Origin of the sequence: Staphylococcus sp. T93 (assembly GCF_016743875.1) — a bacterium.
In the GTDB taxonomy this organism is placed as follows: domain Bacteria; phylum Bacillota; class Bacilli; order Staphylococcales; family Staphylococcaceae; genus Staphylococcus; species Staphylococcus aureus.
Window position 1 is genome coordinate 2,358,300 of sequence record NZ_CP068247.1, and the last position, 15,046, is coordinate 2,373,345.

Genomic DNA, 15,046 nt, shown 5'->3' on the forward strand with positions numbered 1-15,046 from the left:
CTAACCAACACCACCTTATGTTCGATATGATGCGTTGATACGCACATAATCATAGGATAAATCACAACCGTATGCAGTCGCTGCAGCGTTACCTAAACCAAGCTGAACGTCAATTGTGACATTTTCATGAGTTAATGTATTCGACATAGCTTGCTCATCAAATAGTACAGCCATACCTTTATCAACGACAGGTATTTGGTTCAGTTGAACATATGTGCAGTTAGGATCAATTTCACATCCGCTGTAGCCAATAGCTGTAATGATTCGACCAAAATTGGCATCTTCGCCAAAAATAGCTGATTTTACTAGATTTGAACTTACGATAGTTTTACCGATTTTTCTTGCATCTGATATTGATTTAGCGCCTGACACATTGACGCTGATTAACTTTGTTGCGCCTTCGCCATCTCTGGCTATAGCTTTAGCTAAAAATGTACAGACAAAATTGAATGCATCAACAAATGTTTCCCATTGTGGATGGTCTTGACTAAGTATTTGGTGTTCAACTTGGTGATTTGCCATGACTAATACCATGTCATTTGTACTTGTATCGCCATCAACAGTAATCATATTAAATGTATGGTCAGTCGAAGATTTTAATAATTGATGAAGTGTATTCGATTCAATCGATGCATCGGTTGTTATAAAAGCAAGCATGGTAGCCATATTTGGGTGAATCATACCTGAACCTTTGGTGCTACCACCAATTGTAACGGTTTTACCATCGATTTTTAGTGATACAGCGATATGTTTTGTACAGGTATCAGTTGTTAAAATTGCCTCGTTAAACGCACCTGGCGTTGCAAAATTAGCATCCTTAATATGTTCGGTCCCAGTCTTAATTTTATCCATAGGCAAATATTCACCAATGACCCCAGTTGAAGCAACAGCAACATGCTCAGATGGTATTTGAAGTTGTTGAGCAACCCATGTTTGTGTTTGTCGTGCATCATCTATGCCTTGTTGACCGGTACAAGAATTTGCATTAGCTGAATTAACAACAAGTGCTTGTAATTTTCCTTTAGACTTTTGTAAAGTGTCTTCAGTGACAATAAGTGGTGCAGCTTTAAACTGATTTAAAGTATATACGGCAGCTGCACTTGCCAAAGACGATGAGTAAATCCACCCAAAGTCTTTTTTGTTAGCGCGTAAACCGATGTGCATACCACCAGCCGTGAAGCCTTGAGGTGTACTGATATCGCCATGTTTAATAATTGAAAAGTTATATTGTTGTGATGTCGTTTCTTGATGTTTCATTCTAACACCCCTTATGGATAAACTGGTGATTGATTTAGGCCAGTCGTCACTTCAAAATCATATAATATATTTAAATTTTGAATGGCTTGCCCACTTGCGCCTTTGACAAGGTTATCAATCACTGATACTAAAATTGCTGTTTGCGTTGTTTCATCTACATAGATGCCGATATCGCAGTAGTTACTACCGAGTACTTCTTTTGTGGTTGGAAAAGTCCCAATATCTCTAATTCTGACAAATGGCTGATTAGCATAATAAGAGGTCATTAATTTATGTAATGATTCAGTCGTATATTCAGATGATAATTTGACATATATTGTTGATAAAATACCTCGTGTCATTGGTACGAGATGTGGTGTAAATATGACTGATACATCTTGACCCGCAATGATAGATAAATATTGCTCGATTTCCGGTTTGTGTTTATGGTTTCCGATTGCATAAGCGCTTAGATTTTCATTCATTTCTGAAAAATGAACACGTTGTGATAATGAACGACCAGCACCTGACACGCCGGTCTTAGCATCAATAATAATAGATGACAAATCTACTATTTTTTCGCTAATAAGTGGATGTAATGCTAATAATGTTGCTGTAGGGAAACAGCCAGGATTAGAAATGAGCTTCGTTCCATTGTTATCAAACGATTGCCATTCTGAAATGCTGTAAATAGCATGATTCAAATCATCTTGTGCTGCAGCAGTTTCTTTGTAATATGCTTCATATATTTCACGATTCTTAATTCTAAATGCGCCAGATAAATCGATAACATGAATACCTTTTTCTACTAAGGGAGGGATACATGTTTTACTTACGGGTGCTGGTGTCGCAAAGAAAATTACATCACAGTCATTATTATCCACTGTAAGTGCTTCGAAATGTTGCATAATATGTTGTAAATGTGGAAATGTTAATTTCAACGGTTCATCTACTTTTGAATGTGAGTAGATGTGTGCAATCGTTACATGAGGATGTGTTTGTAACAATCGAATTAATTCAATTGCGCCATAACCGCTACCGCCAACGATACCTACTTTAATCATCATGAATCCCTCCTATGTCATATATAAATGATTAATTGTTAATTTTTAAAAACGTCTTGAAAAGCTGCAACAATTTGATGGATTTCCTCTTTATCAATGACTAGAGGTGGAGACAATCGAATGATAGTACGATGCGTGTCTTTGCATAAGATTCCACGTTGAATCAGTTGATCCACAAAAGGTGCAGCATCTGTGTTAAGCTCTATGCCTATAAATAAACCACGACCTCTAATTTCTTTAATACTAGGATGTTTAAGTTGTAGCAACGCTTTTAATAAAAATGAACCTAAGCGTTCTGATCGTTCAACCAGTTGTTCATCTTTAAGTACATCAAGCGCTGCCGTCGATATTGCAATGGCTAAAGGGTTACCACCAAATGTTGAACCATGTGTACCTGGTGTTAGAACACGCATGACATCATTATTTGCAAGTACAGCAGATACAGGGTATAAGCCGCCACCCAATGCCTTACCTAAAATATAAATGTCTGGAACGACTTGCTCCCATTCCATAGCAAACCATTTCCCAGTTCTACCAAGACCAACTTGAATTTCATCTGCAATCAATAATATTTGATGTTTATCACATAGTTGACGCACAGCTTGAATATATCCTTTCGGTGGTATATTAACGCCACCTTCACCTTGAATTGGTTCCAAAATAATTGCTGCTGTATTCGGTGAAATAGCTTGTGTTAATTGTTCAATGTCTCCAAAATCTACTGTTGTAGTGCCTTGAAGTAGGGGGTGAAATCCTGCTTTATATGCGTCGTGGTTAGATAGTGATAATGAGCCAAGTGTACGACCGTGAAAATTGTTATTCATAGCGATGATTTCAACTTGTCCGTCAGTAATGCCTTTAACTTCAGAGCCCCATTTTCTAGCAATTTTAATGGCTGCTTCAACAGCTTCAGTACCAGAGTTAAGGGGGAGTACTTTGTCTTTCTTAGCAAGATGACAAATTTTTTCTTCCCATTTCCCGAGATTGTCACTATAAAGGACACGTGAAATGATAGACAACTTTGAAGCTTGTTCTGTCATCGCTTTAACAATTGTTGGATGACAATGGCCTTGGTTTGCAACTGAAAAACCCGAAATGCAATCTATATATTGTTTGCCATCAGTATCCCAAACTTTGACACCTTTACCTTTAGAAATGACAAGCTTAAGTGGTGCATAATTATTAGAGCTATAATAATCAGTTAATTCAATGATTGAATTCATCGGTCTCCCTCCTTTATATTTATACATTTTAAAGAATTAATATTAATATATTACAGTTGTTCAATATAAGTGTCAAATATAAATTTAATAATATAAAGATAAGGTTGTGTTTGTATTAATGTGATTTGTAAAATGAAAGTACTAATATTTTTTGTGGATAATCATTGATATGTATGTATACGATTGCAGTTTAATGTAGTATGAATAAAAAATGCCACAAGCATATGTTTAACATATGACTGTGGCATAGTATTATGCTTGTGGAATTTTACGATGCTTAATTTTATAAATAATGAAGCCGATAATGAAACCAATCAAACTGAGAACAACCCAGCCCATACCAATGTCTGATAATGGTAAATATTTTTGGCTGAAATTAATCAAAGTTTGTGAGAATGATGTGCTTGAAATGAACTCTGGACTAGCTTTTAATCCATCTACTAATGCAGCAATCATTGTAAAGAAAATGGTACATTGATAAATAAGTTTTGAATGATGGAATTTGCTACTAAATAATGTTAGTACAATCAAGGCAATTGCTAATGGATATAAGAACATTAACACTGGGACTGAGTACATAATAATCTTAGTTAAACCAACATTCGCGAATAAGAACGAAATAAAGCTTACAACTGTTGCAATCGCTAGGTAATTCATTTTAGGGAAAAGGTGTTCGAATGTTTCTGAAAATGCCGTAATCAAACCGATGGCTGTTTTTAAACAAGCAACCATAACGATAAGTGACAACAGGACGATACCGTAGTTACCTAAGTAGTATTGAGTAATTTGCGCTAAGGCAATACCACCATTTTCACTAAGTTTGAAATGACCAATACTTAATGTACCCATGATTGCTAGTAGGGTATAAATGATCCCCATCATAATGATACTGATAGTACCAGACTTAATTGTTTCTTTAGCGATATCAGTTGGATTTTCGATACCTAACTTTTTAATCGTTGCAACAATGATAATACCAAATGCCAATGACGCTAGCGCATCTAAGGTATTGTATCCATCTAAAAAGCCGTTAAATAAGGCATGTGATTGATATTGTTTACTAATAGGTGCATCAGATATGCCACCTAATGGATGGATAAAAGCAAATAATAAAATAATTGCTAATAATACTAAGAATACCGGATTTAAAAATTTACCGATATATTCTAAAATTCTTGATGGCTTTCTCGCAAAAAACCATGCAATCACAAAGAAGACGAAGCTAAAAATAAATAAATATAAAGTGATTTGCTTTGGTGATAAAAATGGCGAAAATGCAATTTCAAATGATGTCGTTGCCAGTCTAGGTAAGGCGAAAAATGGTCCGATAACTAGATATAAGGCAATCGTGAAAATGTAAGCATATGTTTTATTAACACGCGATGCAATTTCAAATAAACCAGATGTCTTTGAAATGCCAATAGCAATGATACCTAGAAATGGTAAGCCAATTGCTGTAATTAAAAATCCTAAGTTAGCGATAAAAACGTTAGAACCAGCAGCTTGACCCAAGTGTATTGGGAAGATAAGATTGCCGGCACCAAAGAATAAACCAAATAACATAGAACCTATAAACATGTTTTCTTTAAATGTTAGTTTCTTCTTCATATATGTATTTGTTCTCCTTTTTAGAACTTATAAAAATCTACTTAATTAAGATAATATCAAAAATTAAACATAAAGTGATACATAATTTTGCAATAAATACTAAATTTTTTGAAAATTCCGGAATAAATACTGTTTTTTATGTAGTAGGGGCGTAAGTTAAGAACGATTTAACAGATATAGAATATGTTAAATATAGAAGGTTAGACAACCCGACGTATTAATACTTTGTGAAATAAAGATCCCCCTCAACATGATCGAAGGGGGGAAGTATATGTTTAGTTCAATATATTTAGAAAGTCGTTTGTAGTTATTGTTTGTCCCATCAATGGGAATACATTATCTATTGGAAATTGATGTAGCGTTTCGTTTTGTGCACTCATCATATCTGTAACAAAAAACTGATTGTAGTTTAATTGATAGGCATCTCGCGCTGTCGTATCTACGCCAATATGCGTTGCGACACCACCAAGAACAATCGTATCAATTCCTCGACGTCGCAATTGTAAGTCCAAATCTGTTCCTACAAATGCACTAAAATGTCGTTTGTCTATGACAAAATCGTCATCTCTCTTGTCTAATAAATGATGGAAACGACTGTAGTCGTCGCCTTCTTTTGGTGGTAATGAGATCATTACATTTGGTTGCAATACATCTTTACCATCATAGAAATTCACGCGAACAAAAGCGATAAAGCCATTGTTTTTTCTAAAAACATCTATTAATTTATTAGCGTTTTGAACGACATTTTCAGCTGTATATGGGGCATAATCCATTTTAAGAATACCTTCTTGCAGGTCGATTAACACTAAAGCGGTTTTATTAAAATTAATCATCTTATATCAGAGTCCTATTCGTTTAATAAAGTATTCGCTTAAACTTATACCCTGTATACGATGAAATTATTTATTTTGTTGTGAAAAAGCTTTAGCGATATCGATGAGTTTCTTCGGTGCGTCTTCGACAGCCATTTTGACTTCGACAAAATGCATCACATCGGGATGACCATTAATTGCATTAAACGTGTCTTGTAAATCTTTTGATGATTCAACGTCATGAATTTCAACATTTTTACCACCAAATACAGCTGGTAAAGCTTTATAATCCCACATGTGAATTTCATTATAAGGTTCATACATGCCGTGAATAAGTCGTTCTACCGTATAGCCGTCATTATTAATCACAAATAATACCGGTTTAATATGCTGTCTAATCATAGTTGAAATAGCTTGAACAGTTAGTTGCAATGAGCCATCACCAATTAATAATAAGTTACGACGATCTTTGTCTGCTAATTGTGAACCTAATGTTGCAGGTAATGTATAGCCGATAGAACCCCATAACGGTTGCCCTATAAAAGTATTGTTTTTGTATAATGCTAAATCATAAGCACCAAAGAATGATGTACCTTGATCAGCAATGATGACATCATTTGGTTTTAAGAAATTTTGCATCATTTTAAAATAAGTTTGTTGTGTTAATGGTTCTGTGCCAACAGTATAATCGGGTGATGTTGGACGATGATACGCAGGGAACGTTGCGTTATTCGTATATGAAATATTGGATAACTGTTTTAACAATGATGGTAGAGATATTTCATCATTTGTAACATCGTCAATTTTGATATTGTGATGATTTAACATAACGACATCATCGATATTGAATTGGTATGAAAAACCTGCTGTTGCTGAATCTGTTAATTTGGCTCCAATATTTAAAATTAAATCGCTGTTGTCCACATAATCTCGTATTTTATCTTCGGCAATTTTCCCATCGTAAATACCCATATAATATGGATTTTCCTCATTAAAAGCACCTTTTCCTAATGAAAGTTGTGCTACTGGTATCTGTGTTTGATTTACAAAATCTTCTAATTCTTGATGGAGGTGAAAACTGTTAATTTCATGTCCAGTAATGATGATAGGCTGCTTCGCTTGATGCAGTTTAGTTGCTAATAACTCTATATATGTTGATGCATCCGTATATTTAGTTGCCGTCACTTCAAATGGTGTCGGTATCTCAATTTCAGAGATTGCGACATCGATTGGTAAATGTAAATGAACTGGGCGTCTTTCGGCGATTGCTGTATTAATTAAACGTGGTATTTCGGTTGTTGCATTTTCAGGTGTGATATAACCTTGTGCAACGGTTATATGTGCAAACATTTTTCGATAGTCGTCAAATGTACCTTCACCAAGTGAGTGATGTACATATTTACCGCCTTGTTCAACAGCACGTGTCGGCGCACCTGTAATCGCAATGACAGGTATGCGTTCAGCATATGAACCTGCGATACCGTTGACGGCACTTAATTCGCCAACACCAAATGTAGTAACTAATGCAGCGAGTCCATTAAGACGGGCATAACCGTCCGCTGCGTAACTTGCGTTTAATTCATTTGTATTTCCTACCCAATCTACATTGGGATTGCTGATAATATCGTCTAGAAAAGCGAGATTAAAATCACCAGGAACACCAAAAATTTTATCGACGCCTGCTCGATGAATAGCGTCAATTAAGTAAGCTCCAATGCGTTGTTTCATAAAAAAAGCCACCTTTTCTCTATATTTACACTTAAAATGATAGCCTCGAATATAGTGTAAGGTCAAGGAAGTTGACTTTGTTGTGAAAACGCTAACAATAGTGAACAATTAATATTTTTTAGGAAATGAGTATGAAGGGGGGCTTTAATTGATGATCTTAAAATTCAAAATTTAAGGGGAGAGCGAACTATCAATGATGCTGCAAAATACAATAGCAAAGAAAAAACAGGCGCGTCACCTTATGAAGGTATACGCACCTGTTTATAGTAAGCATTATTTAGCTTCAAATAATTGATCGCCAAATGAAATGTTGCCATGTTCACCTTGTTTAAAATCAAGGTTTGTAATGTTTCCTTGTGTCACGATAATAGGCGTAATATCACTCTTTGCATGATTGCGGATGTAGTCTAAATCAAAGTTGATTAATAAATCACCTTGTTTAACTTCTTGACCTTCCTCAACATGTAAAGTAAAGCCTTCTCCGTTTAATTTAACAGTGTCTAAACCGATGTGGATTAATAGTTCTAAACCACTATCTGATACAAGACCAATTGCATGTTTTGTTGGGAAAATCATTTGTACTTTACCGTTGAATGGTGCACGAACTTCACCTTGTGAAGGTTTGATAGCGATACCGTCACCCATCATTTTTTCGCTGAACACTTGATCAGGCACTTCTGATAATGGTGTTACTTCACCAGTTAATGGTGCATGCACGATATGGCTCAATTCGCTTGTTGCAGATTTATCTTCTGCAACAACAACAGTTTCGTCTTTATCGTCTTCCATAGTAGTAGGATTTTCTACTACTTGACCATTCATAATCTGTTGCATTTCATGTTTGATTTGGTCAGATTTAGGACCAAAAATTGCTTGCATATTATTGCCGACTTCTAATACACCAGATGCGCCTAAATCTTTCAAACCAGGAACATCAACTTTAGATTTGTCGTTAACTTCAACACGTAGACGTGTGATACAAGCGTCTAAATGTTTAATGTTTGCTTTGCCACCCATAGCTTCTAATACTGCATATGGTAATTCAGTTGCTGAAGCAGTAGCCGCTTGTGATTGTTTATCTTCACGACCTGGTGTTTTGTATTTTAATTTTACAATTAAGAATCGGAATACGAAGTAGTAAATAACTGCGTATACAAGACCTACAGGAATGACTAACCACCATTGTGTCTTATTAGGTAGTATACCGAGTAAGAAGTAGTCGATGAAACCACCTGAGAATGTATAACCTAGATGAAGATCTAATAAGTACAATGTTAAGAATGATAAACCATCAAGTACTGCGTGAATAAAGAATAATAATGGTGCTACAAATAAGAATGAGAATTCTAATGGTTCTGTAATACCAGTTAAGAATGATGTTAAAGCAGCAGAACCCATTAAACCTGCTACTACTTTCTTATTTTCAGGTTTAGCTGTGTGATAAATTGCTAAAGCTGCTGCAGGTAAACCGAACATCATAACAGGGAATTCACCTTGCATGAATTTACCAGCTGTCAAATGTGCGCCTTCACGAATTTGTTCGATAAAGATACGTTGGTCACCGTGAATAATTTCACCAGCTGCATTTTTCCATGAACCAAACTCGAACCAGAACGGTGCGTGGAAAATGTGATGTAGACCGAATGGAATTAATAAACGCTTGATGAAACCAAATAAGAATACGGCAACACCAGTATTTGAATCTAATAATCCTGTACTGAATGCATTTAATCCTGATTGAATCGTTGGCCAAATTAATGCCATTGGGAATGCTAAAATAAATGATGTTGTAGCCATCATAATAGGTACGAAACGCTTACCAGCGAAGAAACCTAAATAAGATGGTAAGTTAATGTTATAGAACTTGTTATAACACCAAGCTGCCAGGGCCCCGATTATAATACCGCCGAACACACCTGTTTGTAATGTTGGGATACCTAAAATGCTAGCGTAACCACTCGCTGGATCACCAATATTCTTAGGTGTAACTTGTAAAAAGTCGCCCATTGTTTTGTTCATGATTATGTAACCGACGAATGCTGCGATAGCTGCTACGCCATCACCGCCAGCTAATCCGATTGCGACACCTAATGCGAAAATCATAGGCAAGTTATCAAAAATGATACCACCAGCACCTGTCATTAATTTAGCGACAGTTTGTACGCCACCATTTTGTATAAACGGCAAGTAGTGTTGTAATGATTCACCTTGCATAGCTGTACCGATAGCTAATAACAGACCAGCTGCTGGTAAAATCGCAACAGGTAACATTAGCGCTTTACCAATACGTTGCAATTGACCGAAAAGTTTCTTCCTCACTTGTCCAACCTCCAAAGTTGTATTTATTATTTAAGATTCAATAAAAAAAGACACGAGCAAATAGACTGTGTTGGTAACCATCACAGCTTAATTTAACTCATGCCTAATCTTACTTAGTAACACGTTGGTGTATGTAATTAATGTAAAAGAAGCAATTGACTAAGTAGTATATAAAACTGATACGTTAGTTTATCTAGCTTACCATCACATCTTATTGAATCTTATTTGTTTGCGACTCCTATTTTAGCATGGTGAAGTATGCGTTTTCAATACAATTATTAAATTCAATTTCAAATCTCTTAATTGTTCACAGATTATTATTAAAACATAATATAAGATAATCCTGAATAAAATGTATAAAAGTTATTGTAATAATCCAGCAGTAGCAGCTATTATCAGCACTTAAAAGAAAGGATAATCTTTGATGGTGTAATAATTAACTTGTGACAGAAATATGTAAGATTATTACAATGAACAGGCTTTAACTGATTAATATTGTAATGTGTTTTCTCTTATAGTAAAATGTAAGCGATTACACAAATCAACTATATTTTCCTAATAATTATATTGTTAAGGAGGGCTACTTTGACAGGCTTTTCAGTGTATTTAGGACAACCTTTAGATGAAGCGTATATTAAGCGAATGATTAAACAAGGTTACCAAATGATTTTTACATCTGTACAAATACCAGAAGAAGATGACGAGACAAAATATCATTATTTCACAAAACTACTCAATTTATTAAAACATGAACAAGTGACTTACCTCATAGATGCTAATCCATCTATTTTAACACCATCTTTTTATGACCATCTTCGACAATATGATGCACAATTTATGATTCGTATCGATCATAGTACATCAATTGAGGCAATCGAAGCGATAATGGCACAGGGTTTAAAGTGCTGTTTGAATGCAAGTATTATTTCCCGGGAATTGTTAACAAGCTTACATCAACAATTGAATGATTTTACATTACTTTCATTTTGTCATAACTATTATCCAAGACCAGATACGGGATTATCTGTTGACTTGGTCAATAAGAAAAATGAACTCATTTATCAATTTAATCCAAAGGCACAAATATATGGTTTTATTGTAGGGAGTGATTTGCGAGGTCCTTTGCATAAAGGCTTGCCAACAATTGAAGCAACGAGACATAGTCATCCTGTCGTTGCAGCTAAATTATTACAAGAAACTGGTGTATCTGAAGTGTTAGTTGGAGACTCATTGATTGAAATGAGGCAGGCAAAACAACTTATAGATTTTTGCAAGCATAGGCATTTCACGTTATGTATTGAAGAAGTGTTTGATACGACAGTGACTTACCTTTTCGATATGTGTCATAAAGTACGCCCGGATAATCCGGAAAATGTCATTCGTTCGGAAACGTCAAGACAAATATGTCCACATTCGATTCAACCACAGTTTACGACGCAACGACGCATTGGTTCAGTAACCGTTGATAATTTGAATAACGGACGTTATCAAGGCGAAATGCAAATTGTGAGACAAACGCTTAGTGCACATGACAATGTGAATGTTGTTGCACAAATTATTAAAGAAGACTTACCACTGTTAAGTTGTATCGAGCCGAATGATACATTTGATTTTCAAAAAACTAGGGAGTGTAAGAAGTGATGGAAAATAGTACGACCGAAGCGCGTAATGAAGCGACGATGCATCTTGATGAAATGACTGTGGAAGAGGCTTTAATTACGATGAATAAAGAAGATCAGCAAGTCCCGTTAGCAGTTCGAAAGGCAATACCACAATTGACAAAAGTAATTAAAAAAACAATTGCACAGTATAAAAAGGGTGGACGATTGATTTATATCGGTGCAGGTACAAGTGGAAGGTTGGGTGTCTTAGATGCAGCGGAGTGTGTACCTACATTCAATACTGACCCTCATGAAATTATAGGTATTATTGCTGGTGGACAACATGCTATGACGATGGCTGTAGAAGGTGCGGAAGATCACAAAAAATTAGCGGAAGAAGATTTGAAAAATATAGATTTAACATCAAAAGATGTCGTTATAGGAATTGCCGCGAGTGGCAAAACGCCATATGTTATAGGCGGTTTAACATTTGCTAACACAATCGGTGCTACAACAGTATCTATTTCATGCAATGAACATGCAGTTATAAGTGAAATTGCGCAGTATCCAGTAGAAGTTAAAGTTGGTCCAGAAGTATTAACTGGTTCAACACGTTTAAAGTCTGGTACAGCACAAAAGTTAATTTTAAATATGATTTCAACCATCACAATGGTTGGTGTCGGAAAAGTTTACGATAACCTCATGATTGATGTTAAAGCAACCAATCAAAAACTGATCGACCGTTCAGTGCGTATTATTCAAGAAATATGTGCTATCACATATGATGAAGCAATGGCGTTATATCAGGTATCTGAGCATGATGTGAAAGTTGCGACAGTTATGGGTATGTGTGGCATTTCTAAGGAAGAAGCAACAAGACGGTTATTAAACAATGGTGACATTGTTAAACGAGCAATCAGAGATAGACAACCTTAGGAGGGATTTAAATGACCAAAGAACAACAACTTGCAGAACGAATTATTGCTGCAGTAGGTGGTATGGATAATATAGATAGTGTCATGAACTGTATGACACGTGTGCGTATTAAAGTATTAGATGAGAATAAAGTAGATGACCAAGAACTAAGGCATATTGATGGTGTCATGGGTGTTATACACGATGAACGCATTCAAGTTGTGGTTGGACCTGGTACAGTCAATAAAGTGGCTAATCATATGGCGGAATTAAGTGGTGTTAAACTAGGTGACCCAATACCACACCATCACAATGATAGTGAAAAAATGGACTATAAATCATATGCAGCTGATAAAGCAAAGGCGAATAAGGAAGCGCATAAAGCAAAACAAAAGAATGGTAAGTTGAATAAAGTATTGAAATCAATTGCCAATATCTTTATACCGTTGATTCCTGCATTTATTGGAGCTGGATTAATTGGTGGTATTGCAGCAGTACTGAGTAACTTAATGGTGGCAGGCTATATTTCAGGTGCTTGGATTACGCAACTTATAACAGTATTTAATGTCATTAAAGACGGTATGTTAGCATACTTAGCTATTTTCACTGGTATTAATGCGGCTAAAGAATTTGGTGCGACACCAGGACTTGGTGGCGTGATTGGTGGTACAACGTTATTAACGGGTATTGCTGGTAAAAATATTTTAATGAATGTCTTCACTGGAGAACCATTGCAACCTGGACAAGGTGGGATTATTGGCGTTATTTTTGCCGTTTGGATTTTAAGTATTGTCGAAAAGAGATTACATAAAATTGTGCCAAATGCGATTGATATTATTGTAACGCCGACTATTGCATTGTTGATTGTAGGACTATTAACTATCTTTATCTTTATGCCATTAGCAGGTTTTGTTTCAGACAGTTTAGTTTCAGTAGTTAACGGAATTATTAGTATTGGTGGCGTATTTAGTGGATTTATCATTGGTGCAAGCTTCCTACCGTTAGTTATGTTAGGGCTTCATCATATTTTTACGCCAATTCATATAGAAATGATTAACCAATCAGGTGCTACTTACTTATTGCCAATTGCAGCGATGGCTGGTGCTGGACAAGTAGGTGCCGCATTAGCACTTTGGGTAAGATGTAAACGCAACACAACATTACGTAATACTTTAAAAGGTGCATTGCCAGTTGGTTTCCTAGGTATCGGAGAACCATTAATCTATGGTGTGACTTTGCCATTAGGTCGACCTTTCTTAACTGCTTGTATTGGTGGTGGTATTGGTGGCGCTGTAATAGGTGGAATTGGACATATTGGTGCCAAAGCAATAGGCCCAAGTGGTGTGTCACTATTACCATTAATCTCAGATAATATGTATTTAGGTTATATTGCAGGATTACTTGCTGCGTATGCTGGTGGATTCGTTTGTACATATTTATTTGGAACGACAAAGGCGATGCGACAGACAGATTTGTTGGGTGATTAATGATGACAAATATTTTATATCGCATTGATAAGCAGTTGAGTGATTTTACGAAGACAGAAAAGATAATCGCTGATTACATTTTAAAGAATCCACATAAAATCATTGATATGACTGTGAATGATTTGGCAGATGTTACGAATGTTAGTACAGCATCAATTGTTAGATTTAGTCGGAAAATGACACATCAAGGTTTTCAAGAGCTAAAGATTGCGATATCTCGATACTTACCCGAAGATATTGCAACCAATCCACATTTAGAATTGATTGAAAATGAATCTGTAGAAACTTTGAAAAATAAAATGATTGCTAGAGCAACGAATACGATGCGATTTGTAGCTACTAATATTATGGATGCGCAAATTGATGCAATTTGTGATGTGTTGAAAAATGCCAGGACAATATTTTTATTTGGATTTGGCGCATCGAGTTTGACTATTGGTGATCTTTTTCAAAAGTTATCTCGTATTGGCTTAAATGTCAGGTTATTACATGAAACGCATTTACTTGTGTCAACATTTGCGACGCATGATGATAGAGATTGCATGATTTTTGTGACGAATCAAGGTAGTCATAGTGAATTGCAGTCAATTGCACAGGTGGCCACACATTACAGTATTCCCATCATAACTATATCTAGTACAGCTAATAATCCAGTGGCTCAAATTGCAGACTATGCATTGATTTATGGCAGAACTGATGAAAATGAAATGCGTATGGCGGCTACAACGTCACTATTTGCACAGTTATTCACGGTAGATATATTGTACTATCGATTTGTAGCATTAAATTATCATGCGATTCTAGATTGTATAACCCAATCGAAAATGGCACTTGATAATTACAGGAAGCATCTTGCGACGATAGATTTTAAACATTAGATATTGTGTGCGTTCTAACATAAAGTTAGTTGCAACGTAAACAATTGAAGTTTTTGATGTGATTCAGTTGCTTGATGAAAAATTGTTGCTACAAGTTTGTAAAACTGGCATAGAGGCTATTTTGAAAATGATAAAGGCGTGACAAATTAAAGCAAAGTTCAGATTTGAGCTTTGC

Annotated in this window: 12 protein-coding genes; 5 read left to right on the top strand and 7 right to left on the bottom strand. The window is 35.7% G+C overall.

Annotation, left to right across the window (positions count from 1 at the left end; all coding sequences use genetic code 11):
- Nucleotides 1-15 precede the first annotated feature (15 nt).
- The 6 genes from argJ to JG553_RS11605 form a co-directional block, all read right to left on the bottom strand.
- Nucleotides 16-1,257, bottom strand: coding sequence for a bifunctional glutamate N-acetyltransferase/amino-acid acetyltransferase ArgJ (argJ, locus tag JG553_RS11580; RefSeq protein ID WP_000682611.1), 1,242 nt, complete (start codon nt 1,255-1,257; stop codon nt 16-18).
- An 11-nt stretch (nt 1,258-1,268) separates the two neighbouring features.
- Nucleotides 1,269-2,300: an N-acetyl-gamma-glutamyl-phosphate reductase gene (gene argC / locus JG553_RS11585; protein ID WP_000598483.1), complete on the bottom strand. Its 1,032-nt coding sequence runs from the start codon at nt 2,298-2,300 to the stop codon at nt 1,269-1,271.
- Between the two features lie 38 nt (nt 2,301-2,338).
- Nucleotides 2,339-3,523 (bottom strand): ornithine--oxo-acid transaminase, encoded by a 1,185-nt coding sequence (gene rocD, locus JG553_RS11590; protein ID WP_001084436.1) that lies wholly within the window; start codon nt 3,521-3,523, stop codon nt 2,339-2,341.
- A gap of 252 nt (nt 3,524-3,775) precedes the next feature.
- Nucleotides 3,776-5,131 (bottom strand): branched-chain amino acid transport system II carrier protein BrnQ1, encoded by a 1,356-nt coding sequence (brnQ1, locus tag JG553_RS11595; protein ID WP_000728173.1) that lies wholly within the window; start codon nt 5,129-5,131, stop codon nt 3,776-3,778.
- A 275-nt stretch (nt 5,132-5,406) separates the two neighbouring features.
- Nucleotides 5,407-5,964, bottom strand: a complete 558-nt coding sequence (locus JG553_RS11600) for an isochorismatase family protein (protein WP_001804441.1) — start codon at nt 5,962-5,964, stop codon at nt 5,407-5,409.
- Nucleotides 5,965-6,030: 66 nt separating this feature from the next.
- Nucleotides 6,031-7,671 (bottom strand): alpha-keto acid decarboxylase family protein, encoded by a 1,641-nt coding sequence (locus JG553_RS11605; protein ID WP_000813555.1) that lies wholly within the window; start codon nt 7,669-7,671, stop codon nt 6,031-6,033.
- Between the two features lie 193 nt (nt 7,672-7,864).
- On the opposite strand from JG553_RS11605, the gene JG553_RS11610 reads away from it, so the two are divergent.
- Nucleotides 7,865-7,966, top strand: a complete 102-nt coding sequence (locus JG553_RS11610; RefSeq protein ID WP_000979526.1) for a hypothetical protein — start codon at nt 7,865-7,867, stop codon at nt 7,964-7,966.
- On the opposite strand, the gene ptsG is transcribed toward JG553_RS11610, so the two are convergent.
- Nucleotides 7,945-9,990, bottom strand: a complete 2,046-nt coding sequence (gene ptsG / locus JG553_RS11615; protein ID WP_001227724.1) for a glucose-specific PTS transporter subunit IIBC — start codon at nt 9,988-9,990, stop codon at nt 7,945-7,947. The two genes, JG553_RS11610 and ptsG, sit on opposite strands and share 22 nt — an antisense overlap.
- 585 nt (nt 9,991-10,575) lie before the next feature.
- Here ptsG and mupG point away from each other — a divergent pair.
- Genes mupG through rpiRb form a run of 4 tightly spaced genes read left to right on the top strand, consistent with a single transcriptional unit; the run spans nt 10,576 to nt 14,871 of the window.
- A complete protein-coding gene (mupG, locus tag JG553_RS11620; protein ID WP_000145555.1) occupies nt 10,576-11,631 on the top strand; it encodes a 6-phospho-N-acetylmuramidase in 1,056 nt (351 codons plus the stop codon).
- A complete protein-coding gene (murQ, locus tag JG553_RS11625) occupies nt 11,631-12,527 on the top strand; it encodes an N-acetylmuramic acid 6-phosphate etherase (protein WP_000432017.1) in 897 nt (298 codons plus the stop codon). Before mupG ends, murQ begins: the two co-directional genes overlap by 1 nt.
- A gap of 11 nt (nt 12,528-12,538) precedes the next feature.
- Entirely contained in the window at nt 12,539-13,993 is a 1,455-nt protein-coding gene (locus tag JG553_RS11630; protein WP_000159750.1) for a PTS transporter subunit EIIC, read from the top strand.
- A gap of 2 nt (nt 13,994-13,995) precedes the next feature.
- Nucleotides 13,996-14,871 carry a pentose phosphate pathway transcriptional regulator RpiRB gene (gene rpiRb / locus JG553_RS11635; RefSeq protein WP_000181832.1) on the top strand — a complete coding sequence of 292 codons (876 nt, stop codon included), beginning with the start codon at nt 13,996-13,998 and terminating at the stop codon, nt 14,869-14,871.
- Nucleotides 14,872-15,046 lie beyond the last annotated feature (175 nt).